This is a genomic window from Xanthomonas sp. LF07-6 (assembly GCF_034105445.1).
Lineage (GTDB): Bacteria > Pseudomonadota > Gammaproteobacteria > Xanthomonadales > Xanthomonadaceae > Xanthomonas_A > Xanthomonas_A sontii.
On sequence record NZ_JAXGGI010000012.1, the window covers coordinates 19744 to 43824 of the forward strand.

11 protein-coding genes are annotated in these 24081 nt (G+C 67.0%); 9 read left to right on the forward strand and 2 right to left on the reverse strand.

The annotated features are described in order from the left end of the window. Positions 1 to 71 precede the first annotated feature (71 nt). The 7 genes from SLW56_RS16355 (at position 72) to SLW56_RS16385 (ending at position 16913) form a co-directional block, all read left to right on the forward strand. The gene (locus tag SLW56_RS16355; RefSeq protein WP_320695169.1) at positions 72 to 14219 is read left to right on the forward strand and encodes a hemagglutinin repeat-containing protein; all 14148 of its coding nucleotides are present in this window, start codon (positions 72 to 74) and stop codon (positions 14217 to 14219) included. Between the two features lie 53 nt (positions 14220 to 14272). After that, positions 14273 to 14617: a hypothetical protein gene (locus SLW56_RS16360; RefSeq protein WP_320695170.1), complete on the forward strand. Its 345-nt coding sequence runs from the start codon at positions 14273 to 14275 to the stop codon at positions 14615 to 14617. Positions 14618 to 14752: 135 nt separating this feature from the next. Beyond that, positions 14753 to 15001, forward strand: coding sequence for a hypothetical protein (locus SLW56_RS16365; RefSeq protein ID WP_320695171.1), 249 nt, complete (start codon positions 14753 to 14755; stop codon positions 14999 to 15001). After that, positions 14998 to 15252 (forward strand): hypothetical protein, encoded by a 255-nt coding sequence (locus SLW56_RS16370; protein WP_320695172.1) that lies wholly within the window; start codon positions 14998 to 15000, stop codon positions 15250 to 15252. Before SLW56_RS16365 ends, SLW56_RS16370 begins: the two co-directional genes overlap by 4 nt. Before the next feature lie 118 nt (positions 15253 to 15370). Further along, the gene (locus SLW56_RS16375) at positions 15371 to 15652 is read left to right on the forward strand and encodes a colicin immunity domain-containing protein (RefSeq protein WP_320695173.1); all 282 of its coding nucleotides are present in this window, start codon (positions 15371 to 15373) and stop codon (positions 15650 to 15652) included. A gap of 84 nt (positions 15653 to 15736) precedes the next feature. Beyond that, a complete protein-coding gene (locus tag SLW56_RS16380) occupies positions 15737 to 16243 on the forward strand; it encodes a hemagglutinin repeat-containing protein (protein ID WP_320695199.1) in 507 nt (168 codons plus the stop codon). 19 nt (positions 16244 to 16262) lie between these two features. After that, positions 16263 to 16913, forward strand: coding sequence for a DUF480 domain-containing protein (locus SLW56_RS16385; RefSeq protein ID WP_320695174.1), 651 nt, complete (start codon positions 16263 to 16265; stop codon positions 16911 to 16913). 160 nt (positions 16914 to 17073) lie between these two features. Here the strand turns inward: SLW56_RS16385 and SLW56_RS16390 are convergent, their stop codons facing one another. Further along, on the reverse strand, positions 17074 to 17616 hold the full coding sequence (locus SLW56_RS16390; protein ID WP_320695175.1) for a DinB family protein: 543 nt from the start codon (positions 17614 to 17616) through the stop codon (positions 17074 to 17076). 2 nt (positions 17617 to 17618) lie between these two features. After that, positions 17619 to 18155, reverse strand: a complete 537-nt coding sequence (locus SLW56_RS16395) for a GNAT family N-acetyltransferase (protein ID WP_320695176.1) — start codon at positions 18153 to 18155, stop codon at positions 17619 to 17621. A gap of 215 nt (positions 18156 to 18370) precedes the next feature. Between SLW56_RS16395 and SLW56_RS16400 the strand changes: the two genes are divergently transcribed. Together SLW56_RS16400 and SLW56_RS16405 are read left to right on the forward strand one after the other, a co-directional pair. Next, positions 18371 to 20152 carry an autotransporter assembly complex family protein gene (locus SLW56_RS16400; protein ID WP_267093154.1) on the forward strand — a complete coding sequence of 594 codons (1782 nt, stop codon included), beginning with the start codon at positions 18371 to 18373 and terminating at the stop codon, positions 20150 to 20152. Next, entirely contained in the window at positions 20149 to 23991 is a 3843-nt protein-coding gene (locus SLW56_RS16405) for a translocation/assembly module TamB domain-containing protein (RefSeq protein ID WP_320695177.1), read from the forward strand. The genes SLW56_RS16400 and SLW56_RS16405 overlap by 4 nt, the downstream gene beginning before the upstream one ends. Positions 23992 to 24081: the final 90 nt, after the last annotated feature.

Here is a 24081-nt window from a genome sequence, read left to right on the forward strand (position 1 = left end):
GCCGCCGGCCGGCGGCAGGCAACGCGATGGGTTTTGCCGCGGTGCGCGGCACGAGAGAGACGACGATGCACATGGACCGTACCGACGACCGCCGCCACCGCCTGCTCGAGCCGCTCAAGCGCGGCCTCGCCGCACTGCTGTGCTGCACCGTCACCTGGACCTCGCTGCCGCTGTACGCGCAGGTCGCGCCGGTCGCCAATCCTGACGGGCGCCAGCCCGGCCAGCAGGCCGCCGCCAACGGCGTGCCGGTGGTCGACATCGTCGCCCCCAACGCACGCGGTGTCTCGCACAACCGCTATTCGCGTTTCGACGTCGGCAGCAACGGCCTGATCCTCAACAACAGCGCGCAGATCTCCAAGACCGAACTGGGCGGCTACATCGCCGGCAACGACAACCTGAAGAACAGCGGCGCGGCCACGCTGATCCTCAACGAGGTCACCTCCACCACCAGCCGCCTGCAGGGCTATACCGAAATCGCCGGCGCCAAGGCGCAACTGGTGATCGCCAACCCCAACGGCATCGTCTGCGACGGCTGCGGCTTCCTCAACACCTCGCGCGTCACCCTGGCCACCGGCACGCCGCTGCTCGGCGCCGATGGCGCCTTGAACGGCTTCTCCATCACCGGCGGCGCGTTGAGCGTCGGCAGCAACGGCCTGGACGCCTACAACGTCGACCGCCTGGACCTGCTGTCGCGGCAGTTGAGCGTGGGCGGTTCGGTGTGGGCCAAGGACCTGCTGGCCAGCGCCGGTGCGCAACGCATCGGCTACGACGGCATGCTGCTGGAGGTGCTGCCGGGCAGCGACGGCGCACCGCCGGCGATCGGCATCGACGTGGCGTACCTGGGCGGCATGTATGCCGACCGCATCCGCCTGATCGCCACCGAGGCCGGCGTGGGCGTGGTCAGCCGCGGCACCCTGTCCGCGCAGAGCGGCAGCCTGCAGATCGACAGCGCCGGCCAGCTCAGCCTGGCCGGCACCGCGGTGGCCCGCGACGACGTCGACCTGCGCGCGGCCGGCGCGCTGAGCCAGCAGGGCGTGCTCGGCTCGCAGCAGGCCGGCGTGCGCCTGCGCGCCGCGCAACTGGCGCTGAGCGGCGACACCATCGCCCATGGCCTGCTCGACGCCGCCGCCAGCGGCGCGCTGGCGCACAGCGGGCGCAGCAGCGCCGGCGCCATCACCCTGTTCGGTTCGGAACTGGATGCCGGCGGCAGCCTCTACAGCGGCGGCGATCTGGCGCTGAGTGCCAGCGGCGAATTGCGCAGCAGCGGCAGCGCCTACGCCGGTGGCGCGGCGCAACTGCAGGCCGGAGCGACCTGGCTGCAGCAAGGCGGCACCGTGCAGAGCGCCGGCAGCCTGGCGGTGCAGGCGGCGCGGATCGATGCGGCCGGCGTGCTCGACGCCGGCGCCGGCCTGCGCCTGCGCAGCGACACCGACATGCGCCTGTCCGGCCTTGCCCAATCCTGGCAGGACGCCAGCGTGCAGGCCGGCGGACGCCTGGACACGCTCGGCCAGCTCAGCGCCGGCGGGCGCCTGGACCTGGGTGCGGCGGCGATCGGCAATGCGGCCGGGGCGGTAGTGTCGGCCGGCGGCGACATCGCGCTGGCGACGCCGGGCGCGCTCGACAACGCCGGCACGTTGTATGCCGGCCGCGACCTGCGCATCGACGCGGCCAGCGTCGGCAACACCGGCGGCAGCTACGCCGGGCGCAACGCCACGCTCGCCAGCACTGCGGCGCTGAGCAACAGCGGCAGCCTGGTGGCCGGCGCGGCGTTGCGCGTGGACGCGGCGCAACTGCGCAGCAGCGGCGAACTCGGCAGCCAGGGCGGCGACGTCGCCCTGCGCAGCCGCGGCGACCTGGCCCTGGCCGGGCAGGTGGCGGCGAAGGGCGCGCTGACCGCGCAAGCCGGCGGCGCGTTGCTGCAATCGGGCACTCTGGGCGCAGGCAGCGCGCAGTTGCAGGCGGTGGGCGATGCCACGCTGGACGGTGTGGTCCGCACCGATGGGAATCTGCAGTTGAGCGCCGACGGCCAGTTGCGCAGCAGCGCCACCCTGGCGGCCGGCGGCAACGCCACGCTGCACGCGCAGGGCGCCTTGCTGCAGAGCGGGCAGGTGCAGAGCGGCGGCGCACTGGCGCTGGACGGCGCCAGCATCGCCCAGGCCGGCGTGCTCGACGCCGGCACGACCCTGGCGCTGCGCAGCGCCGGCGACCTGTCGCTGGCCGGCACCGTGCAGTCGCGTGGCGACCTCGCGCTGAGCAGCGCCGGGGTACTGCAGAACCAGGCCCAGGTCGTGGCCGGCGGCGCGCTCGGCGCCAACGCCAGCAGCCTCAGCAACGCTGCCGGCGCCAGCCTGTCGGCCCTCGGCGATGCCAGCCTGACCAGCGCCACCGCGCTGTCCAACGACGGCCACCTGTACGCCGGTGGCGCGCTCGGCCTGCGCGCCGGCAGCCTCGCGCAGACCGGTTCGGCCAATGCCGGCACCACGCTGACCCTGACCGTCGATGGCGCCGTCGCCAACCAGGGCGATCTGGTCGGCGGCAGCGATGTGCAGATCGAGGCCGGCAGTCTCGCCAGTAGCGGCCAGCTCGGCAGCCAGCACGGCCAGGTCGTGCTGAACAGCCGCGGCGATCTGCAGCTCGACGGCGTGGTCGCCGCCGCCGGCGCCATGAACGCGCAGGCGCTGGGCGATCTGCAGCAGCGCGGCAGCCTGCGTGCGGCTGGCGTGCAGCTCGCCGCTGCGGGCGACCTGGGTGTGGCCGGCACCGTGCAGAGCACCGACACCCTGCAACTGCAGGCGCAACGTGCGCTGCGCGTGGATGGCCAGGCCAGTGCGAGCGGCGCGGTCGGCGTCAACGCCGCCAGCGTCGCGCTGGGGAACGGCGCCATCCTGCAGAGCGCGACCGCCCTGCAGGTGGACACCGCCGCGCTGGACAGCCAGGGCGCGCTGGACGCGGGCACCGATCTGCGCCTGCACAGCACGGGCGACATGCAGCTGGCCGGTCTCGCCCAGGCCGGGCGCGACGTCGCGGTGCTGGCCGATGGCACCCTGGACAACCAGGCCAAGGTGCTCGCCGGGCGTGCGCTGCAACTCACCGCCGCCAGCGCCAACAATCAGGCGCAAGGCCAGTGGCTCGCGCAGACGACGCTCGACGCCAACGTGCAGGGCGACTTCGACAACGCCGGTCTGGTACAGGCCGGCCAGGCCGCGACCTTGAACGTGGGCAGCCTGCAACAGAGCGGCCGCACCTATGCCGGCGACACGTTGAGCGTGCAGGCGTCCACCGCACTGACCAACAGCGGTGACTTGATCGGCAAGCGCGACGTGGCGATCAGCGCCGGCAGCGTGGCCAGCAGCGGCCAGCTCGGCAGCCAGGATGGCCAACTGAGCGTGACCAGCGCCGGCGACCTGCAACTGGCCGGCAGCGTCGTCGCCGCGCAGGCATTGAACACCACGGCGCTGGGCGACCTGCGTCTGGACGGCGTGGCCAAGGCGCGCGCGCTCGCCCTGAGCGGGCGCGATGTGGGCATCGCCGGTGCGTTGCAGAGCGCGACCGGCGCGACGTTGCAGGCGCAGCGTGCGCTCAGCGTCGATGGCCAGGTCCTGGCCACCGGCGACCTGCAACTGCAGGGCGCCAGCGTGGCCACCGGCAGCGCCGCGGTGCTGCAGAGCACGGCCGGCGCGATCAACGTGCAGGGCGGCAGCCTCGACAGCCAGGGCGCGCTCGACGCCGGCACCGACCTGATCCTGCATAGCCAGGACGCGCTGCGCCTGTCCGGCATCGCCCAGGGCGGCAACGACGTGCGGCTGACCGCCGCCGGTGCGTTCGACAACAGCGCCCGCGTGGTGGCTGGGCGCGATCTGCAGGTGCAGGCGGGCAGCGCGGTCAACCGCGCCGCCGGCACGCTGGCCGCCGGCCGCGGGCTGGATCTGCACGTCGCTGGATTGCTCGACAATGCCGGTCTGCTGCGCGGCGAGCAGGCGCTGACGCTGCAGGCCGGCAGCCTGCAGCACAGCGGCACGCTCTCCACCGGCCAGGCGCTGACGCTGCGCAGCAGCGGCGCGATGGACAACCGCGGCAATGTGATCGCCGGCGGCGATCTGTTGGTGGACGTGGGCAGCCTCAGCAGCAGCGGCCAGCTCGGCAGCCGGAACGGCCAGGTCACGCTCACCAGCCAGGGCGATCTGCAACTGGGCGGCAGCGTCATCGCCGCGCAGGCATTGAACGCCACCGCGCTGGGCGATCTGCGCCTGGACGGGGTGGCCAAGGCGCGCGCGATCGCCCTGAGCGGGCGCGATGTCGGCGTCGCCGGTGGATTGCAGAGCGCGACCAACGCCACGCTGCAGGCGCAACGTGCGCTGCGCATCGATGGCCAGGCCCTGACCACCGGCGACCTTCAACTGCAAGGTGCCAGCGTCGCCACCGGTAACGCCGCGGTGCTGCAGAGCACGGCCGGCGCGATCGCCCTGCAGGGCGGCAGCCTCGACAGCCGCGGCACGCTCGACGCGGCCACCGATCTGACCCTGCGCAGCGATGGCGCGTTGTCCGTGGCCGGGGTGGCCCAGGCCGGGCGCGATGTCGTGCTCACCGCGGGCACCCAGTTGACCAATGCCGCGCAGGTGCTGGCCAAGCGCGACCTCAGCGTCGCCGCCGCCGGCATCGCCAACGCCCAAGGGGGCAGCCTTGCCGCGCAGGGCGCACTGGCCCTGACCACCGCCGGCACCCTCGCCAACGCCGGCACCTTGCAGTCTGGCCAGGCCATGACCTTGCAGGTCGGCGATCTGCAGCACAGCGGCCAGGCGTACGCCGGCGACACGCTGACCCTGCACGCCAGCGGCGCCATCGACAGCCAGGGCGAGTTGATCGCCAAGCGCGACCTGCAGCTCGACGCCGCGCGCATCGCCAGCACGGGCCAGCTCGGCAGCCAGCGCGGGCAGGTCACGCTGACCAGCCAGGGCGACCTGACGCTGGGCGGCACGGTGGCCGCGGCCACCGCACTCAGCGCGCAGGCGCAGGGCGATCTGCTGCAGGCCGGCACGCTCAGCGCACAGGCGCTGGACCTGCGCGCCGGCCGCGACCTGACCCTGGGCGGCCAGCTCGCCACCACACAGGGGCTGCAGGCACAGGCGCAGCGCGACCTGCAACTGGACGGCAGCGTCAGCGCCGGCCAGGACGCCACCCTGCAGGCCGGCGGCACCCTGCGCAGCGGCAGCCAGAGCGTGCTGCACAGCGCCGGCGCGTTGCAGTTGAACGGCGCGGCCATCGACAGCCAGGGCACCGTCGATGCCGGCACCACCCTGGCGATGACCAGCACGGGCGATCTCGCCCTCGGCGGCCTGGTGCAGGCCGCCTCCACCGTCGACCTGCAGGCGACTGGCGCGTTCAACAACGCCGCCCAGGTGGTCGCCGGCACCGACCTGAGCGTCACTGCCGCCAGCGTCACCAACAGCGGCAGCGGCCTGCTCGCTGCCTTGGGCAACGGCACCTTCACCGTGAGCGGCCTGCTCAGCAACGCCGGCGCGCTGCGTGCGCGCCAGCGCTTGCAACTGGACGTGGGCGCGCTGCAGCAGACCGGGCGCAGCTATGGCGTGCAGCGCCTGGCGCTGACCGCCAATGGCGCCGTCGACAATCGTGGCGACCTGATCGCCGGCAGCGCCCTGCGCGTGCAGGCGGCCAGCATCGCCAGCAGCGGCCAGCTCGGCAGCGAAACCGGTGAGGTGGCCCTGGTCAGCCAGGGCGATCTGACTCTCGGCGGCACCCTGGCCTCGGCCGGCGCGTTCAGCGCACAGGCCGGCGGCGCGCTCAACCAGAGCGGCGCCTTGAGCGCGGCGACCACGCTGCAACTGCAGGCGCATGGCGACCTGACCGTGGCCGGCACGCTCAACGCCAACCAGGTCGTGCTCGGCAGCGACGCCGGCGTGCTCCAGCGCGGCACCGTCAGCGGTGCGGATGTCGCGCTGCAGGGCCAGCGCATCGACAACGCCGGGCAGACCCTGTCCAGCGGCAACCTGCGCCTGAGCGGCGGCAACGTCGCCATCGGCGGCGTGGCCGCGGCGGGCGTGCGCGCCGATGGCAGCCTGGGCAACAGCGGCGCGCTGACGCTGCATGCCGATGGCACGCTCAGCGCCAGCGGCCGCCTGATCGCCGCCGGCACCCTCGCCGCCGATGCCGCGCAACTCGCGCTGGCCGGCAGCACCGCGCGGGTCGGCGGCGACGTCGCGCTGACCGCCAGCGGCGACCTCGACCATCGCGGCGCCGACCTGCTGGCCGGTGGCCTGCTCACCGTGCGCGCCGGCGGCGCGCTGGACAACAGCGCGCTCAACGGCGTCGGTGGGCAACTGCAGGCCGCCGGCCTCGACCTGGGCGCGGGCACGCTGCGCAACGGCAGCGGCAGCCTGGTGCAGAGCGGCAGCGGCACCACCCGCCTGGCCATCGGCGGCGCGTTCGACAACACCAGCGGCCGGCTGGTCAGCAACGGCGGCGACCTGCAACTGAGCGCTGCGTCGATCACCAACGCGCAAGGGCGCATCGAACACGCCGGTAGCGGCACGCTCACGGTCGGCAGCGCCGGCGCGCTCGGCAATGCCGGCGGTCGCATCCTCACCCGGGGCCAGTTGCAGCTCAGCGCCGGCAACACGCTCGACAACCAGGGCGGCGCCATCGCCGCCGCCGGCGATGCCAGCGTCACCGCGGCCGGCCTGGGCAACATCGGCGGCAGCGTGTCCGGGCGCGGTTTGAACCTGCAACTGGGCAACGGTGCGCTCGACAATCGTCTGGGCGTGGTGCAGGCCGCTGGCGGCAGTCTGGTCCTGCGCGCCGACAGCCTCGAAAACCGCGGCGGCACCCTGCAGTCGGTCGGCAGCGGCGGTGCCGGTGGCGACCTGCGCATTGATCTGGCGCATACGTTGAACAACGATGCGGGCGTGATCGGCGCCAGCACCGATCTGACCTTGAACGCGGAGAACGCGAGCAACAGTGGCGGGACCCTGCAGGCCGGGCGCGACCTGGCGTTGACCGCGCGCGGCCAGCTCGACAATCACCAGAGCGGCCGCATCGGCGCCGCCCGCGACCTCAGCGTCGCCGTCACCGGCGCGCTGCTCAACAGCGGCGGCCAGCTCGACAGCGGCAACGCCATGACCCTGTCCGGCGGGCGCATCGACAACAGCCAGGGCAGCGTCGTCAACAACGGCGGCGGCCTGACCCGGCTCACCACCGGCGGCGACCTGCGCAACGTCGGCGGCAGCCTGGGCGGGCGCGGCAGCGTCGTGCTCGACGCCGCCAGCATCGCCAACGGCAGCGGGCAACTGGTGGCCGGCGGCGACCTGGTCGCCAACACCAATGCGCTCGACAACCAGGGCGGCAGCGTCTACGCCGGCGCCAGCATGCTGTTGCAGCGGAGCGGCGCCACGCTCGACAACCGTAACGGCAGGATCAAGGCCGAACAGGCGGTGCGCCTGACCCTGCAGAGCCTGAGCAACAGCGGCGGGCAGATCGGCGCCGGCAGCAGCACCGGCGGCGCGGGCGACGTGGTGATCGACACCGTCGGCTTCGACGGCGGCGGCAGCATCCTCGGCCAGAACCTGCTCGACCTGACCATCCGCAGCGATTACACCCATCGCGCCGGTGCCGACATCACCAGCAACGGCGACTTCCGCCTGGCGGTGGGCGGCAACTTCGTCAACGCTTCGGCGCTGCAGGCCGGACGCAGCCTGGGCATCAATGCCAGCAGCATCAACAACGTGGCCGGCGCCAGCATGCGCTCGGGCAACGTGCAGTTGAACACCGGCGGCAGCGTCACCAACGCCGGCGACCTCTCCGCCAGCGGCAACCTGCAGGTCACTGCCGGGTCGGTGTCCAACACCGGCAGCCTGGTCGGCGGCAACGTGCTGGTGGACACCGGCACCCTGGTCAACGGCGCCGACCTGGGTGGCGCCACCGACAACGCCGCCTACGGCAGTGCGCTGATCGGCGCCACCAGCGGCATGACCCTGCTGGTGCGCGACCAACTGGTCAACCGCGATGCGAAGATCTTCAGCCTGGGCAACATCGCCATCGGCGCCGCGCGCGACGGCAACGGCACGCTCACCGCGCGCACCGGCACGCTGGACAACGTCTCCGGCAGCATCGAGGCCGATGGCAGCATCCTGATCGCGGCCAATCAGATCAACAATCGGCGGCGGGTGGTCAATGCAGTAACTACACCTCTCTCAGATTCAGAAAGAGAGGAAATCAATAGAAGCACGCCTGATGAGGTTCTCTATGTTGGAGACCAGATGCCGCCGCGCGACGGTAGGAATCATGGAGCGGAGATCCGCCTAGGCGCATCGAGAACCTATGATGTGATGAGCCGAGACAAGCTCATCTCCGCAAGTGCGGAGGGACGTATTGTTTCTGGTGGAAACATTTTAATTTCGGGAAGTTTTAATAACGCTGCTTCCACAGTTGCTGCTGCTGGAGCGTTACAAATCAACAAGGCCGGGTCCGCTGGGTTGAGCGACAGCCTTATAAATCATGGGGAGGTTATAAGTAACAACGCTTTGGCTCTTAGTCAGAAAACTAAGTACACGGACATCGAGACAGTAGCTGTTCTAGAGGATGGAGATTGCGCGAGAGGCTATACGGACCAAGGATGTACTTATGCAGTGCAGACAAACGAAATAGGTTCTGGCGTAATAGACAATAGCTACATTGCCCTAGCAGCCAACATGACCGGCGGCCAGGGCGTATCGATCAGCGGCGCCACCATCCGCAACGGCGCGGTCGGCAGCGACGGCCGCAGCATCGGCGGCGCGTCCTTCAACGTCGCCCAGGGCGGTGCCCTGAACCAGTACGGCACGATGAGCGCCGACGGCGCCGGTGGTATCGCCGTGCAGGCGCAGACCGCTGCGGCGCCGACCAAGGCCAACGTCGGCAACCACATCGCCACCGCCAGCCTGGGTGCCATCCGCATCGACGACGGCCAGGCAACCCTGGCCGATGGTAGCAGCGCCACTGCGTCCCAGGTCCAGACCAGCGGCGTGCAGGCCCAGCTCGGCGGCGCCGGCAGCGGCAGCCGCAGCCAGGTCCAGGCCGGCACCGCGCAGGCGGTGCTGACCGCCGGCAGCGTGCCGACCCAGTACCAGCAGATCGACCCGGGCACCGGCCAGGTTCCGCAGGTAGTCGGCGGCGTCGGCGCACCGCTGGGCAACATCGTGCTGCCGATGGGCGGGCTGTACCGCCTGGTCGGCAGCAACGGCGCCAGCGTCAACACGCTGGGTCGTGCCGCCAACGGCCTGGGCGGGATCAAGGCCAACACCAGCGCCCCCGGACGCCGCTACCTGATCGAGACCGATCCGCGCTTCGTCGACTACGACAACTTCATCAGCAGCGACTACCTGCTCGACAAGCTCGGCGTCGATCCGCAGTGGACCCAGACCCGCCTGGGCGACGGTTTCTACGAACAGCGCCTGGTGCTGGACCAGATCACCCAGCTCACCGGCCGCCGTTACCTGGGCAACTACGCCGACGGCGTGGCCCAGTACCGCGCTCTGCTCGACGGCGGCGTCGCCGAGGCCGGCACGCTGCACCTGAGCGTGGGCGTGGCGCTGACCGCCGATCAGGTCGCCGCGCTCACCCACGACATCGTGTGGATGGTGGAACAGGAGGTCCAGGGCCAGAAGGTGCTGGTGCCGGTGGTGTACCTGTCGTCGAAGACCGCGCTGACCCTGCGCAGCGACGGCGCGCTGCTGGCCAGCGACAACGGCGACGTCTCGCTCAACGCCACGGCCGGCCTGAGCAACACCGGCACCATCAGCGGCGCCAATGTCAGCGCCAACGTCGGCAACCTGCTCAACCAGGGCCGCATCGTGTCCAGCGGCACCGTGCAGTTGCAGGCCAATCAGGACCTGCTCAACCTCGGCGGCCAGATCGCTGGCCGCGACGTGCTGCTCAGCACCGGTCGCGACCTCACCAGCACCACCCGCGACGCCCTCGCCGGCGGCGATCTGCGTTCGGGCATCACTGCCGGCAACAACCTGCTGCTGCAGGCCGGCCGCGACCTCAGCCTCACAGGCACCACCGTGCAGGCCGGCAACAATGCCGCGTTGCAAGCAGGTAACAACCTGTTGCTGCAACCCACAGCGCTGCGTGACGAATCCGGCTTGATGCGCGGTGGCGACACATCCAGCCTGACGGTCGGCGGCAATCTGCAACTGGCCGCCGGCAACGATCTCACCATCCGCCAGGCGCAGCTGAAGGCCGGCGGCGACCTGATGGCCGCAGCTGGACACGACCTCGACGTGACCTCGGTGCTGGGAGACAGCCACACCACCACCGACGAGACCCGCCAAGGCAAGACCAAGGTCGTCTCGGCCAGCAACATCCAAACCATCGACCAGCAAGTTCTCACGGCCGGAGGCAACCTGGTGCTCAGCGCCGGCCACGACGTCAATCTGACCGCCGCCAAGCTCGATGCCGGTAAGGGTTTGGCGGTGGTCGCAGGCAACGACCTCAACAGCACCACCCTGACCACGGTCGATACAAGTACCACCGTGGAAACGCGCAAGCGCTTCAAGCAGACGACCAGCACCCGCGACGAGACCGTCCACGGTAGCGAGTTCACCGCTGGCGGCGACATCGCCCTGCAGTCCGGCCATGACGTGAACCTAACCGCGGCCAAGGCGTTTACCGAAGCCGGTGCGCTGGCGGTGTCCGCCGGCAACGACGTCAACCTGCTCGCCGAGCAGGAGCAGCACGACGCCGTGCAGGACATGCAGAAAAAGAAAAAGGGCTTCCTGTCCAGCAAGACCACCACCACACACGACGAGTGGCACGACAGCACCGCGGTGGCGACCACGCTCAGCGGCGACACCGTGCAGATCGCCGCCGGTCACGACCTGCTCTCGCAAGGCGCGCAGGTCGCCGGCACCGGCGATGTGGTCGTTGCTGCGGGCAACGACCTGACGCTGGAGACGGCGCAGAACACGCACAGCGAGGAGCACGAGAAGAAAACGAAGAAGTCCGGCATGTTCGGCAGCGGCGGCATCGGCGTGACGTTCGGCACGCAGAAGATCCAGAACAATGCCGACACCGCCGACATTACGCATGCCGGCAGCACGGTCGGCAGCGTGGAGGGCGACGTCACGCTGGTCGCGGGCAATCGCTATGCACAGACCGGTAGCGACGTGCTGGCCAATGCCGGCGACATCACGGTGAAGGCCAAGGACATCGCCATCACCGAGGTCCACGACACCACCGATGCCGAGCAGCGCAGCAAGTTCAGCCAAGGTGGCCTGTCGATCACGCTAAGTTCCGCAGCACTGAACCTGGCCCAGTCCGCTTACGACACGGCCAAGGCTGGCTCCAAAGTCAGTGGCGATGCGCGCATGCAGGCGCTGGCGGCGGGGTCTGCGGCCTACAGTGCCTACGGAGCCGCCAGTTCGCTGAGTCAGACCGGAAGCGCGCTGGCCAGCGGCAGCGCCGCAAGCGCTGCGCAAGGGGCAAACATCAGCATTGCCGTGACGGTGGGTGGCAGCAAGAGCGAGAGCAAGAGTACCCAGTCGGCTGACCAGGCCAAGGGTTCCAAGCTACAGGCAGGCGGCGACGTCAATCTGATCGCTACTGGCGGCGGCGATGCGAGCAACCTGCTGGTACGCGGCAGCGACGTCACCGCTGGCCACGACCTGCTGCTGGCCGCCGATCACGATGTCACCATCGAGGCGGCGAAGAACACGGCCGAACAGCACAGCACCAGCAAGAGTAGCAGCGCTGCGGTCGGCGTTGCGATCACCTATGGCGCTGATGGGTTCGCGGCGGGCGTGACGTTGAGCGCCAGTGGGGCGCGTGGCAAGGCCAATGGCGAGGATGTCAGCTACACCAACAGCCATGTGGCTGCGGGCAACAATGCCACGATCATCAGCGGCAACGACACCACGCTCAAGGGCGCCCAGGTCTCCGCGGACAAGGTGATCGCCGACGTAAGTGGCAACCTCAACATCGAGAGCCTGCAGGACACCAGCACCTACGCCAGTAAGGACAAGTCGATCGGTGGCAGCGTCACGTTCGGCATGGGGTTCAGTGCCAGCGCCAGTTACAGCAGCAACAAGGTCAATGGCGATTACGCCAGCGTCACCGAGCAGAGCGGTATCCAGGCCGGCAAAGGCGGCTTCGACATCACCGTGGGTGGCAACACCGATTTGAAGGGCGCGGTGATCGCGAGCAGCCAGGACGCGATCGACCAAGGCAAGAACCGCCTGAGCACCGGCACGCTGACGTACAGCGACATCGCCAACACGAGCAGCTATGACGCCAAGGGCTTCAGCCTGTCGGGCGGCTACAGCGTCGGCACCGGCGACGATAAGTCCAAGGGTAGTGAGGGCCAGACACCTTCCACCACCAACAATGGCACCAAGTGGTCCTGGCAGAACTACAACACCGGGGCCAACGGCAGCGCGGCCGGCTACGGGCATGAGAGCGGCGATGCGCAATCCACCACGCACACCGGCATCAGTGGCGGAGCGCTGGTCATCACCGACGAAGCGGGGCAGCAAGCCAAGACCGGCAAGAGCGTGGCCGACACGCTGGCGGGCCTGAAGCGGGATGTCGTCACCGGCGATGGCGCCAATGGCCTGACCAAGCAATGGGATGGGCAGAAGTTGCAGGAGCGTGTGGCGGCGCAGGCGCAGATCACGGCGACGTTTGGGCAGCAGGCCACGCAAGCGGTTGGCAACTATGCTCAAAAGAAGATGACGGAAGCAGCGGCCTTGAGGCTGCAGGCTGACAGCACGGTAGATCCGGAACAGAAAGCGCAACTCACCGCACAGGCCGACCAACTGGAAAGCCAGTGGGGCGCCAACGGCAGCTTGCGCGTGCTGGCGCACACCGTGGTCGGGGGACTCACGGGCGGGCTAAAGGGTGCGACGGGTGCCGCTGCAGGCACGCTCGCTGCGCCCGCCGTGGCAACCGCGTTGCGGGAGGCAGGCGTCACCGGGCCGTTGGCGGATACGTTGACTGCCTTGGCGTCGACGGCGGCGGGAGCGATGGCGGGCGGCACCGCGGGTGCCGCGACGGCTAGCAATGAGGTGGTGAACAACTATCTCAGTCATCCGCAACGCGATGAAAAGGCGCGTGAACTTAGCAAGTGCACGACGGAAGAATGTCGAGAGAATGTAGAGCGGAAGTGGGATGACGTTAGTCTTGCGCAAAGCCGTGAGATGAAGGATCGGTACTTCGACTACCTGACTCCAGAGCAGCAAGCAGCACTGCTGAGTCTTAAGCCAGGCACCCAAGAATATGACGCGATACTTGCGGCTGGCGTAGCGCAAGCTACCTCAAAAAGCACAATCGGCGTTGGATCGTCTTACAGCCTTGACTATCAGCTGCTGACAGAGAGGGATTGGAATGGGCAGCAAGTTAAAGCGCTTATTGGTGGGAGTTCGCTTGAAGACAGGAACCGGTTAGATACAGCGGTTTTGGGCATCTTTGGATCTCCAGCGAGATTGACGGCCCTCTTTGGCGGTAGCTCGGAACAAGTCGCCGCGGCGAATCAGTTTGGCGCAAGTATGTTTGACGTGGCGGGTGCCGTTGAGGTCCTGGGTCCACGCAGCACACGATCTGGGAAAGGTTCATCTGTAGATGAGTCTTCAGGTCAAATCGAAAGCTCGGCTGGATACAGCTCAACTAGAGATAGTGTTCCAACGCTTGACGCAATTAATGTGGTGGCTGAGAAGCCAAAGTCCAACTCTGTTGACACGACAAGTACGTTGGCCTACGAAGCTGCGGCATTGAAACGCATAGCTCAGAATAATTCTGGTGAAAGTGCTTCTGCCCTCCACCAAAAAATAAATTCTAAAGGACTTCCAGATTCGCCGATTCTTTCGGGGAATGTTAAGGTCTATCCCGATGGAAGCATTAGAACCCCTGACGGAAAGTTCGCAAGTATAGGGGGAAGGGCGCCTCCAGGTACAAAGTCTGCATCAGATTTTGCAGATTTCTTGAGTAGAAACGGAGTTGACGTTGTCGGCACAGAAATGGTCGTTAAAGGTCCATTGGGAGATCGGCGGTATGATATCGTCGTTCGCGACGCTGCAGGAAATTTGCAAGGTATTGAAATAAAAACAGGAGGGGCAAAGAAAACTCCTTATCAAGATTTTACAGATATGTTTGTAAATCAGTTTGGCGCTAGAGGAGTAGGCAGAATTTCCGGTGAAGCCGTCAAATCTAACATCACTATTTACCTGCCTTGAGAGTTTTTATGTATTTAGAATGCGAGGGGAAACAAAAGGATTTTCAACCGAGTGTGAAGTTGATTAGCAAGGTGATTATGTCGCTGCGTAGTTATAGTGTTCCATCTTACGCATCAATTACTAACGATCAGGGATCTTATCTGCAAGTTGCAGGGGGGGGGGTGACGTGTTTGCTGGAGCTATATCGAGCGGATATTAAAAAAAGATTTAGAGCATTTAGCGAAAGTAGTTTGGAATGTTTTCCTGATGGAACGCTACTTGTTTTCGGTGGTGGAAAGATCCCAATGAAATCAGATGAGTGGATATCCGCTCAAAAGGTAGTAGACGCATTTGTTTGTTTTTCGAAAGGACAGGATCTTCCTGTGGAAATCCATTGGCGTCCGGCTCCTGGTTTCTAGTCATTCGATTAACTTTAAAAGTCGTAAAAATTGCTTTTTCTCGAAAAGTGACCTAGTTAGCACGATCTTTTTGCACAGTCGTAGCCAGTGATAGCCGGCAAGCCGATGCTAGGGCCATCGCTCTGCGTAGATCATATGCCAGATCGAATCGAAAGGCAGGTCAAATTTGATGGTGTTGACGGCAAGGTGCTTGTTGATCGAACAACTTCTGTTGTCACCACTCCAAAAGCGAAGGATCAAGCTCTAAGAAAGTCACAGGCATTATCAGAAAATGGCCTTGCCGGCCGTTGGGAGGTTCCGAAACAAGCGCAAGAAAACAGGGCAAAGAAAATTTTCGATGAACTTGGAATTAAAAATATAACATTGAAGGTAGTCAAGCTATGAATGAGTTGAGCACTGCCTTGGCAAAAATCGTTATAGACTTTTGTTTATTTTTCGAGTTTTCGGATTCAAGTGCTGTAGATCCTGATGCTGCAACTAAAATGATGGAGAAAATTGCGTATGAACTACAGGGCCTCTCAGAGAGCCAGAAAGGAAGTGTTTGTGAGATTTTTAACGAAATATCGAGTCATTACGATGAGAGGTTTTCATCTTTTATATTGAGCTTGCCTGAAAATCTTGGGCTGATGGATTAGTCATGAAGATTGCGAAACGTGTTTTCCTGAGGAATTAGATGTGCTTGAATCATGGCTATACGCCGGCGCAAAATTTCATTTGCAGGCGAATTTTTAGAAAAAAGAAAGCCATTCTTAGATGAGTACTGTTCTGTTTGATTTCGCAAGGTCTTTCGCGCTAGGTAGATTGGATGCGCGCGTTTTTTCTGAGGCATACATAGAGCTTTGGAGAATAGAGCGCGACAGAGGAATTTTACGGGAAGATATGGCTCCGTTGAGTGAGTGCTTGTCTAGTATTTTTTGTTTCGCTGACATGTACAGTGAAGATGCTGAAGCAAGACAAAATTTCGAATTAGATGAGGCTGGCTTGTTTAGTAAAGTTTGCGAGGAAATAAATAGGTTTGAAAAATTCAATGGCTGACTATTTTTAATACTGCATGATGGTGCAGGCACCAGCCTAACCGTCGACAACAAACTGTCCCTGCAGGTCGGGCACGACCTGTCGCTGACCCCGGTCACCGACACCAACGGCAAGGCCACGGTGCGCACCAGCATCGCCACCGGCGGCAGCCTGCAATTGGCCGCCGGCAACGACCTGACCATCCGGCAGGCGCAGGTGAAGGCCGGCGGCGACCTGATCGCCGCGGCCGGGCACGACCTCGACGTGACCTCGCTGCTGGGCGACAGTCGCACCGTCACCGACCAGAGCCGCCAGGGCAAGACCAAGGTCGTCACCACCACGACCACCCAGGACCTCGACCAGCAGGCGCTCACCGCCGGCGGCAACCTGGTGCTCAGCGCGGGCCACGACGTCAACTTGACCGCCGCCAAGCTCGACGCCGGCAAGGGTTTGGCGGTGGTCGCCGGCAACGACCTCAACAGCACCACGCTGACCACGGTCGACAGCAGCACCACCCTGGAGACGCGCAAGCGCTTCAAGGACACGGCACCAGGATCGGTACGGCAGCAGCCCGCAAAGCCGAAACTCTCAAGCAGTATGCTTCGCCCCTGACCAGCAAGAAGCCAATACCATGACCGACACCCCCACCATCCCCGTTCTCTCCGCCATCGAAGCCCGCGCACTCGGCTGCCTGATCGAGAAAGAGGCCACCACGCCGGATGCGTATCCGCTCACGGTCAATGCGACGGTGGTGGCGGCCAATCAGAAGACCTCGCGCGAGCCGGTGATGACGTTGAGCCCGGGCGACGTGCAGCACGCGCTGCGGCAATTGGAGGGGCGCGGGCTGGTGCGGCAGCAGTTCTCCTCGCGGGCCGAGCGCTACGAGCATCGGCTGGCGTCGGCGCTGGATCTGACCCAGCAACAGGTAGCGTTGCTTGGCTTGCTTCTGTTGCGCGGCCCGCAGACGGTCAATGAGTTGCTGACACGCGCCGAGCGCATGGCGCGGCTCGCTGATGCGGACGACGTCCGGCATCAGTTGGAACGGCTGGCGCAGCGTCAGTTGGCGGTGCAGTTGCCGCGTGCCAGCGGGCAGCGCGAGGACCGCTACATGCACTTGCTGGCCGGTCCGGTGGATGCGGAGGCGTTGGCGGCCACGTTCAAGGCACGTCCGACCGCTTCGGGCCAAGACGAATTGGAAGGCCGGGTGCAGGCGCTGGAGGCCGAGGTGGCGGAGCTGCGCGAGATCGTGGCGCAGTTGCAGGCGCAGCGCGTGCACGAGTGACGCTGCGTGGATGGGCTTCTAAACGAAGCCCCTGGTTAACCAAAGAACGCTCACTTGTAGGAGCGGCGGCAGACCCCCCGCAAAACCGCGGCAAGGCGCGTTACTACGGTACCCTAAACATCAAGGCACGCACCAAGCGCAGCGCCCCGCCATCGCAGGATCACCCCATCTCCGCTTGCGGAATCACCGCCAGCAGATCGGTGACACCGACATCGGCACCCGCCTGGCTCAGCAGGGTGGTGACCTGGCCGCGATGGTGGGTCTGGTGGTTGAAGAAATGCAGCAGCAGGTCGCCGAAGCGCCGGCCGTGCGATTCGCCACGGGTGTTGCGATAGCGCAGCGCCACGTCGAGGTCGTCGGCATGCAGTTGCGACATCCACTCGGCGATCGTCGCATCCAGGGACTCGCGTTGCGTGCGCAGGTCTGCCAGGCAGTCGGCCTGCGGCGCATCCAGGGCGGTGGGGACCGGCGTGGCGGCGATGGCCTGCAGCGCCGGGTGCCGTGCCGGATGCTGGGCGAAGCGCTGCAGCCAGATCGTATCGGCCACCACCAAGTGGTTGAGCGTACCCAACAGCGACCCGAAGAAGGCGCCGCGCGGCTCGGTGATCGCGGCGTCCGGCAGGGTCGCGGCCGCGGCGTAGAGACGTTGGTTCATCCATTGGCTGTAGTTGGCGAAAAGCCGCAGTGTGTGCAAGGTGTCCATGCTCAGGCGTGCTCCTCGGGTGCACCCAGCTCGCAATGATACAGTTCGACCTCGGCCGCCTCCGGACTCAGGCGCACCCGCCCCTGGGCGACGAAGCCCAGCGCGGCGAGCAGCCGCAGCGAGCGCGCATTGCCCGGAGCCACGATGGCGTAGACGCGCGGCAGCGCGAGCACGGTGCGCGCGTAATCCAGCACCGCGCGCGCCGCCTCGCTGGCGTAGCCCTGGCCCGCATAGGGTTGCAGCAGGGCATAGCCCAGATCAGGCGCGGGCAGGGTCGGCCGCAGCACCAGACCCGCCACACCAAGCCAGGCGCCGTCGTCGCGGCGCTCCACCGCATACAGGCCGAAGCCGTGCTCGGCGTAGCTGCGCACCGAGCCGTCGGCGAGGTAGCGGCTGGCCTGCGCTTCGTCGTGCACGCCGCGGTCGCCGATGTGCGCCAGGAAGCCGGGGTCGTTGAGCAGGGCCAGCATCGGCGCGGCGTCGCGCGCGGGGTCCAGTCGGCGCAGTACGAGGCGCGCGGTGGCGATCACGGTGGACATGCGGCGTTCCTGCGGGTCGGGGCGCCAGCGTGGCGCCGTCGCCGTGGCTTCGCAAGGGCGCAGGCGCAGCGCGGTTCCCGGCGTAGACGCTCCGAATGCCGTGACTCCGGAAAGCACGGATGCCCCTGCGCAAATGCCGTGCACCCGACACCCCGGTCACATGTAACAAACGTCTAGTTAACAGCTTCACATGGGGTGCCGGTATTCTGACGCCCATGCGACCCATCCCCCGTCTCGCCACCTTCCTGTCCCTGCTCTCCCTGGCCGGCCTTGCCGAGGCCCGTGGCGTCATCGAAAAGGTGCAGATCCAGGGCCTGAACAAGGACGAGGACGCGGCGATGATCGAGAACATCCAGGTCTCGCTGTCGCTGTACGATGCCATCGGCAAGGACCAGGGCGAGTCGCGTCTGGAGTATCTGCTGAGCCAGGCCGAAAGCCAGACCCGGCAGGCGCTGGAGCCGTTCGGCTACTTCACTCCCAAGATCACCGTCGACGCGCCACGCCAGGACGACAAGCTGACCGTGGTGGTGCACGTGGACAAGGGCGAGCCGGTGCGGGTGCGCAATTTCCAGGTGGGCATCACCGGCCCGGCAGAGGACGACCGCTACCTGGGCGAGGACCTGAAGAACTTCCGGCCGCGCAAGGGCGACATCTTCGTCAGCAGCGTCTACGAGACCAGCAAGGTCACCATCACCCGGCGCCTGGCCGAGCGCGGCTACTTCGATGCCGACTTCACCCAGCGCAAGGTCGAGGTGACCCGCGCCGACCACGCCGCCGACATCGACCTGAGCTGGGACAGCGGCCGCCGCTACAACATGGGTCCGATCCGCTTTCACCAGGACTACTTCAACCAGAAGCTGTTCGATCCGCTGGTGTACTGGAAGGAAGGCAGCTACTACCACGAGGGCAAGCTCGATCGCCTGCGCGAGTCGCTGGTCAAGCTCGACTACTTCAGCGTCATCGACATCCAGCCCAAGCCGGAAGAAGCCGACGCCAACGGCGACGTGCCGGTGGACGTCAACCTCACCCGCGCCAAGCGCAGCATCTACACCGCCGGCCTCAGCTACGGCAGCGAGAGCGGCGCCGGTGTGCGCCTGGGCGTGGACCGCCGCTACGTCAACGCGCGTGGGCACAAGCTCAGCACGCAGCTGGACTACGCGCAGAAGCGCAAGAGCTTCATCACCAGCTACCGGATTCCGGCGTTCCGCTGGCTCGACGGCTGGTACACCACCTCGCTGCGCGTCTACGACGAGCAGACCGACTATATCGACCTGCGCAACGTCAAGCTCACCGGCAGCCGCAGCGGCCAGATCAACGAGCACTGGACCGCCATCGCCTCGATCAACGCGCTGCGCGAACGCTGGCGCTACGCCACCGACGAGGTGTTCGACGGCGCGCTGTACCAGACCTCGACGCTGTTCTATCCGCAGATCGAAGCCGATTACGTCGGCGTCGACGACAAGGTTTTCCCGCGCAAGGGCTTCAGCGGCAACATCAGCCTGCGCGGTGGCGCCGAGGGTGTGGGGTCCGACGCCAGCTTCGTGCAGGCGCACATGCGGGTGAACTGGTTCCACGGCATCGGCGACAACGACCGCCTGATCCTGCGCGGCGAAGCCGGCAGCACCTGGACCGACGCGCTGGTGGCGATGCCGCCGAGCCTGCGGTTCTTCGCCGGCGGCGACAACAGCATCCGCGGCTATGCGTTCCGCGAGGTCGGCCCGCGCACGCCGCGGCCGGACCGCTTCGCGCTCGGCGCCAAGCACATCCTCACCGGTAGCGCCGAGTACGAGCATTACTTCAAGGGCGGCCCGTGGGGTGGTGCGGTGTTCGTCGACAGCGGCAGCGCCTTCGACGACACGCCGGACTGGCACACCGGCGTCGGCTTCGGCCTGCGCTGGCGCTCGCCGGTCGGCCCAGTGCGGGTGGACATCGCCCATGGCTTGAACGATCCCGACTCGCAGTTCCAGCTCTATCTCAACATCGGAGCCAATCTGTGAGCGCGCCGATCGAGCCGACGTCGCCCACCGCACCGCCGCCGCCGCGCCGCCCGCGTTTCTACCGGCGCAAGCGCTTCTGGTGGGGCTCGGCGCTGACCGTCGCCGGCCTGGTGCTGCTGGCGGCGATCGCGCTGTACTGGCTGCTGCAGACCGTGGCCGGGCGCGACGTGCTGCTGGCGCAGGTGGTGGCGCGGCTGCCGGCCGGCTCCACGCTCACCTGGGAGCGCGCCGAAGGACCGCTGGCCGGTCCGCTGACGTTGCACAACCTGGATTTCCGCTACAACGAGATCCACTTCACCGCCGAGCGCGCCTACCTGGATCCTGACATCCGCCCGCTGCTCGGACGCAAGCTGCAACTGGACGCGCTGGAGCTGACCAACGCCACGCTCAACCTGGCCAAGAGCGACGAACCGTTCGAACTGCCGCGCTGGCCGCAGTCGCTGCCGCAGATCGAAGTGCCGCTTGCGCTGCAGGCCGACCGCATCGCCATCGACGGCCTGCGCATCACCCAGGCGCAGCAGCCGATGATCGACATCCGCACGCTGCGCGGCGGCGTGGAAGTGGCCAACGGTGAGTTCCGTGCCACCCAGGTGGTGGTGACCAGCGACCGCGGCGATTTCCGTATCAATGGCGATTACCTGCCGGGCCAGGACTACAAGGCCGACCTCACCGCCAGCGCCGTGCTGCCGGCCGCGCGCGGGCGCACCCCGGCGCGCCTGGGCCTGGTCGCGCGCGGCGATCTGGACAAGATGGAAGTGGCCATCGCCGGCAACGCACCGGCGCCGCTGCGCGCCACGCTGGTGTTCACCGGCCGCACCGATCCGGTGTGGGAGTTCGCCGCCAGCAGCAAGGCGCTGGATCCGTCGCTGTTGGTGCCGCCGGCCGACGATGCGCCGGCGTCCGTGCCGCTGGCCTTCGACCTGCGCGCCAAGGGCAAGGGCGGCAATGCCGACCTGCAGGGCGAACTGTCGCGCGACGGGCAGAAAATTGTTCTTGATCCCTCGCACCTGAGCCTGGACAACCAGGTGCTCACCGTCGCGCCGCTGCAGCTGCGCGCGTTCGACGGGCAACTGCGCCTGCGCGGTACGGCCGATCTGCGCGACCCGGACAACGCGCAGTTGCGCTTCGCGGTCAACGCCAGCGGCATGAGCTTCGCCACCGCGCCGGATCCGTCCACCCCGGACGCGCCGGCGGTGCCGATCAAGCTGGTCGAGGCCAACCTGGGCGTGGCCGGCACGATGAAACAGTGGGCCACCTACGGCGAAGCCACCGTCGCCCGCGGCAAGGACAGCGCCAAGTTGCAGTTGGACGTGCGCGGCGACGATCGCCAGGCGCAGCTGAAGCAGGTGCGCGCGACCATGCCCAGCGGCACGCTCGACCTGGGCGGCAACGTTGCCTGGGTGCCGGAGTTGAACTGGGACGTGCAAGGGACGCTGGCTGGGTTCGATCCCGGCTACTTCGCACCGGGCTGGGACGGCAAGCTGTCCGGCACCTTCGCCTCGCAGGGCAAGCAGTTGCCGGCGCGGCCGGACGGCAGCGCCGCCGGCTACCAGGCCACGCTCGACATCCCGCGCTTGAACGGGCGCCTGCGCAGCCGCCCGCTCGACGCCAACGCCAAGCTCGCCCTGCAGGGCAGCCAGGGCGAGGGCAAGCTGCAACTGAGCCTGGGCGACAGCCGCCTGCAGGCGCAGGGCAAGGTCGGCGACCAGCTCGACGTGGACGCGCAACTGCAGCCGTTGCAACTGGCCGACCTGCTGCCCGGCGGCGCCGGCAGCCTGCGCGGCAGCGTCCAGATCAAGGGCCGCCGCGATGCCCCCGATCTCACCGCCGACCTCACCGGCAGCGGCCTGAAGTGGGACAGCTACAGCGCCGACAGTCTCAGCCTGCGCGGGCGCCTGCCCTGGCGCGGCAACGGCGGCGAACTCGCCCTGCGCGGCAGCGCGATCAATGCTGGCGTGCTGCTGCAGACGCTGAGCGTGGATGCGCGCGGCGCGGTCGAGAACCTGCAACTCGATGCCAAGACCGAGAACGACATGGGCGCGCTGGCCCTGGCCGGGCAGGTGCGCCGCGACGGCGCGCGCTGGCAGGGCGCGTTGAACACGCTGCGCATCGCCCCGGCCAAGGGCGAACCGTGGCAGCTGCGGCAGGCGGCCAACTTCAGCGTGGCAGGCAGCGCCTTCAGCCTGTCCGAGAGCTGCCTGGCCCCGGGCAGCGGCGGTGCGTTGTGCGTGTCCGCCGATTGGCCGAAGCAGGGCCTGACCCTGCGCGGCGACGCCCTGCCGCTGGCCCTGGTGCAGCCGTGGCTGCCGCCCAACAGCGGCCGCAAGATGTACCTGCGCGGCGACCTGTCCATCGACGGCAACTTCAAGCCGGCCGGCAATGCCTGGCAGGGTTCGCTGCGCCTGGCCTCGCGCGAAGGCGGCCTGCGCCTGGGCGACAACGCCCGCGGCGAACTGCTGCGCTACGACCAGTTCAGTTTCGTCACCGATTTCAGCGCGCAGCACATCCACTCCAAGCTCGGCATCGGCTTCCAGGGCGACGGCTTCGTCGACGCCACCGTCGACACCGGCTGGGATGCGTATGCGCCGTTGAACGGCGAGATCTACATGAACATGGCGCGGCTGTACTGGCTGGAGCTGTTCTCGCCCGATCTGGTCCGGCCCAAGGGCTTGGTCGAAGGCCACGTCAGCCTGCGCGGCACCCGCTCGCAACCGGCGATGGGCGGCGACGCCACGCTCAGCAACTTCACCGGCGAACTGCCGGCGCTGGGCCTGACCCTGAGCGAAGGCAAGGGCCGTTTCGACGCGCAGCCGGACGGCTCGGCGCGCATCGTCGCCTCGGTGAAGTCCGGCGAAGGCACGCTCAACGTCGACGGCGGCCTCTCCTGGTACGGCGACCGCACGCCGCTGCAGTTGAACATCCGCGGCACCAACGTGCTGGTGTCCAATACCGCCGAACTGCGCGCGGTGGCCAATCCCGACCTGCAGTTCGGCATCGCCAACAAGACCATGATGCTGAGCGGCCAGGTCACCGTGCCCTCGGCGGACATCGACCTGGAGCGGCTGGATCGCGGCACCTCGCTGTCCGAGGATGTGGTGGTGCTGGACCCGGCCGACCCCGAGGCCACGCCGACCTCGCCGCTGGAGATGGACCTGCGCGTGACGTTGGGCGACCAGGTCAGGATGGCCGGCTTCGGCCTCAAGGGTGCGCTGACCGGCGCGATGCAGGTGCGCTCGCGGCCGGGCCGCGAAACCACCGCCACCGGCGGGCTGGACGTCAGCGGCAAGTACAAGGCGTACGGGCAGGACCTGACCATCACCCGCGGCCAACTCACCTGGAGCAACAACATCGTCTCCGACCCGCGCATCAACATCCGCGCGCAGCGCCAGGTCGGCGACGTCACCGCCGGCATCGACGTCACCGGCCGCGCCACCGCCCCGCATGCGGACGTGTGGTCGGACCCGTCGATGTCGCAATCGGAGGCGATGTCCTACCTGGTGCTGGGCCGCAGCCTCAGCAACACCAGCAGCGCCGAGGCCGACCAGGTCACCGCCGCGGCCAGCGCCCTGTCGGCCGGCAGCGGCCTGCTCGCCTCGCAACTCGGCGCCAGGCTCGGTTTCGACGACGCTGGCGTCAGCCAGTCGCGCACCCTCGGCGGCTCGGTGGTGGGCTTCGGCAAATATCTCTCGCCGAAACTCTACGTCAGCTACGGCGTGTCGCTGATCGGCAGCGGCTCGGTCTTGACGCTGAAATATCTGCTGGGCCGCGGCTTCGACGCCGAGGTGGAATCGAGCACGGTGGAGAACCGTGGGTCGGTGAATTGGCGGAAGGAGAAGTAGTGCGCGGCCCTGCGACGATGAAACTGCCTTGACAAATTCCGGCGGTACTGTGTAATTGACAGTGCTGCCAGCGTCGCGTTGGCACGTCTA

What these genes read in the sequence shown, in the direction of transcription:
- SLW56_RS16355 (WP_320695169.1), top strand. Translation starts at nt 72, where the DNA reads ATGGACCGTACCGACGACCGCCGCCACCGCCTGCTCGAGCCGCTCAAG.
- SLW56_RS16365 (WP_320695171.1), top strand. Translation starts at nt 14,753, where the DNA reads ATGCCAGATCGAATCGAAAGGCAGGTCAAATTTGATGGTGTTGACGGC.
- SLW56_RS16370 (WP_320695172.1), top strand. Translation starts at nt 14,998, where the DNA reads ATGAATGAGTTGAGCACTGCCTTGGCAAAAATCGTTATAGACTTTTGT.
- SLW56_RS16375 (WP_320695173.1), top strand. Translation starts at nt 15,371, where the DNA reads ATGAGTACTGTTCTGTTTGATTTCGCAAGGTCTTTCGCGCTAGGTAGA.
- SLW56_RS16385 (WP_320695174.1), top strand. Translation starts at nt 16,263, where the DNA reads ATGACCGACACCCCCACCATCCCCGTTCTCTCCGCCATCGAAGCCCGC.
- SLW56_RS16390 (WP_320695175.1), bottom strand. Translation starts at nt 17,616, where the DNA reads ATGGACACCTTGCACACACTGCGGCTTTTCGCCAACTACAGCCAATGG.
- SLW56_RS16395 (WP_320695176.1), bottom strand. Translation starts at nt 18,155, where the DNA reads ATGTCCACCGTGATCGCCACCGCGCGCCTCGTACTGCGCCGACTGGAC.
- SLW56_RS16400 (WP_267093154.1), top strand. Translation starts at nt 18,371, where the DNA reads ATGCGACCCATCCCCCGTCTCGCCACCTTCCTGTCCCTGCTCTCCCTG.